The organism is Streptomyces sp. WELS2 (assembly GCF_013870595.1).
Taxonomy (GTDB): Bacteria; Actinomycetota; Actinomycetes; order Streptomycetales; family Streptomycetaceae; genus Streptomyces.
The window spans coordinates 1-2,621 of sequence record NZ_JACBWZ010000841.1; the positions used below are offsets into that span (position 1 = coordinate 1).

The following is a 2,621-nucleotide window of genomic DNA, read 5'->3' on the forward strand; positions in this document are numbered from 1 at the left end:
TCCTCGCCACCGACGAGTCCGGCGCGCCCGACCCGCACAAACGGGCGCTGACCGACCCCCTCTTCGCCCGCACCCGGCTGACCCGCGCCTTCAGCGGCCGACCGGCCCGCTCCCTGGTCAACCGCTTCCTGCGCGAGCACGGCCCGTACGCGCCCGCCGCCTATCCGGACGTCCACCACCTCACCTCGCCGCTGCGCAAGGCCGCCGCGAAGGCCGGTGACGCGCAGGGCATGGCGCTGTGGGCGGGGCAGGGCCACCGGATGGCCCGGCGGCTGCCGGCCGGACGGCTGGTTGAGGTGCTGGCGGCGGAACTCGCCGAGGCCCGGACCGCGTTGTCGGACGAGTCCCGTAAGGGGGGTGAGGGCGCGTGACCGCCCCCGTCTTCGTGGTGGAGCGCTTCGAGCCGGACGGCGACCGGTACGTCCTGGAGGGCGCCGAGGGCCGCCACGCGGTCTCCGTGAAGCGGCTGCGGCCCGGCGAGGAGGTCGTCCTCACCGACGGCGCCGGGCGCTGGGCGGTGTGCGAGGTGACCGGCACCGAGGGCAAGGACCGGCTGGTCGTCCGCATGGACCCGGTGACCGAGGAACCGGCGCCGAGCCCGCGGATCACCGTCGTCCAGGCCCTGCCCAAGGGCGACCGCGGGGAGGTCGCCGTCGAGACCATGACCGAGGTCGGCGTCGACGCGATCGTGCCCTGGCAGGCGTCCCGCTGCATCACCCAGTGGAAGGGCGACCGCGGGCTGAAGGCCCTCGGCAAGTGGCGGGCCACCGCCCGCGAGGCCGGCAAGCAGTCCCGCCGGGTCCGCTTCCCCGAGGTCGCGGACGCGGCGACGACCAAGCAGGTGGCCGCGCTGCTCGCCCGCGCCGACTTCGCCGCCGTGCTCCACGAGAGCGGCACGGAGCGCCTGGCCACCGCACAGCTGCCCACCGAGGGCGAGATCGTGCTGGTCGTCGGCCCCGAGGGAGGCGTCTCCCCGGAGGAGCTGGCGCTGTTCGCCGAGGCCGGTGCCACGCCGTACGTCCTCGGCCCGACCGTCCTGCGCACCTCCACCGCCGGCACCGCCGCCGCGGCCCTGCTGCTGGGCCGCACCGGCCGCTGGTCATAGCACCGGAGATCCCGTGGAACTCGCACAAGTCCGGCTCCTGGTGAGCGATTTCACCGCCTGCTACCGCTTCTACGCCGATGTCCTCGGCCTCAAGCCGCAGTCCGGCGCGACCGGGGGGCCCTACGAGAAGTTCAGCCCGCACACCGGCTCCGCCGGGATCGCCCTCCAGGACCGCTCGATGATGGCCGAGGTGCTGGCCGAGCTGGGCGGCACCGCCACCGGGCACCGCTCCCTGGTCGTGCTGCGCGTCGACGACCTCGACGCCTACTGCGCCGAGATCACCGCCCGGGGCGCGGTCCTGCTGCACGGCCCGGCACCCCTGACCGACCGCATGCGCGTGGCCCATCTGAAGGACCCCGAGGGCAACCTGGTGGAACTCCAGGAGTGGCTGCTGCTGCGCGGCTGACCGCGAGTGACCGGAAACCGGGGGCGGGCCGGGCCCGTCGCTGCGTAGAGTGACGGGGTGACTCAGGGCGCTTCGACGGGAAACACGCACGGCTCCGGCTACCTCCGGTTCCCCCATCTGCACGGCGACTTGGTGACCTTCGTCGCCGAGGACGACGTATGGCTCGCCCCGCTGGACGGCGGCCGGGCCTGGCGGGTGAGCGCCGACAACATGCCGGTGACCCACCCCCGTCTGTCACCGGACGGACGGCACCTCGCCTGGACGTCCACCCGGGACGGCGCCCCCGAGGTGCATGTCGCCCCGGTCGACGGCGGGCCCGCCGAGCGGCTGACGTACTGGGGCAACTCCCGTACGGACGTGCGCGGCTGGACCCCGGACGGGCGGGTGCTCGCGCTCGGCGCGCACGGCCGGCACAGCTTCCGGCACACCTGGGCGCACGCCGTCCCGCTGGACGGCGGCCCGGCCGAGACCCTGCCCTACGGCCCGGTGGGCGGCGTCGCCCTCGGCCCGGCCACCGTGCTGCTGTCCGCGCCGATGGGCCGCGAGGCCGCCTACTGGAAGCGCTACCGGGGCGGCACGGCGGGCAAGCTGTGGATCGACCGGGCCGCCGAAGGCGAGGAGGGCGCCGGGGAGTTCGTCCGGCTGCACGAGGACCTCGACGGGAACATCGAGTGCCCGGTGTGGGCGGGAGACCGCATCGCGTTCCTGTCCGACCACGAGGGCACCGGAGCGCTGTACTCCTCCCTCGCCGACGGCTCCGACCTGCGCCGGCACACTCCTCTCGGCAGTTTCTACGCCCGGCACGCGGCCGGCGACGGCACCCGGATCGTCTACAGCTCGGCCGGTGAACTGTGGCTGCTGGACGACCTGGAGGGCGCCGAGCCGCGCCGGCTGGAGATACGGCTCGGCGGACCCCGCGTGGACCTGCGGCCGTACCCGGTCAACGCCTCCCGCTGGTTCGGCGAGGCGTCCCCCGACCACACCGCGCGCGGCAGCGCCGTCTGCGTACGCGGCGGCGTGCACTGGGTCACCCACCGCTCCGGCCCCGCCCGCGCCCTGGCCGCCACCCCCGGCGTCCGCGCCCGGATGCCGCGCGCCTTCCGCGTCGAC

The 2,621-nt window shown here is 75.3% G+C and carries 3 protein-coding genes and 1 pseudogene; all 4 read left to right on the forward strand.

All coding sequences use genetic code 11. The annotated features are described in order from the left end of the window. The coding region (locus H5J33_RS30625; protein ID WP_181798025.1) for a nitronate monooxygenase at nt 1–371 on the forward strand (371 nt) is incomplete at its 5' end. Further along, nucleotides 368–1,105, forward strand: coding sequence for a 16S rRNA (uracil(1498)-N(3))-methyltransferase (locus H5J33_RS30630; protein WP_181798026.1), 738 nt, complete (start codon nt 368–370; stop codon nt 1,103–1,105). The genes H5J33_RS30625 and H5J33_RS30630, both read left to right, overlap by 4 nt. A 13-nt stretch (nt 1,106–1,118) precedes the next feature. Continuing rightward, nucleotides 1,119–1,511 carry a VOC family protein gene (locus tag H5J33_RS30635; protein ID WP_181798027.1) on the forward strand — a complete coding sequence of 131 codons (393 nt, stop codon included), beginning with the start codon at nt 1,119–1,121 and terminating at the stop codon, nt 1,509–1,511. A gap of 57 nt (nt 1,512–1,568) precedes the next feature. Further along, a pseudogene (locus H5J33_RS30640) lies at nt 1,569–2,621 on the forward strand (PD40 domain-containing protein); the annotation flags it as partial.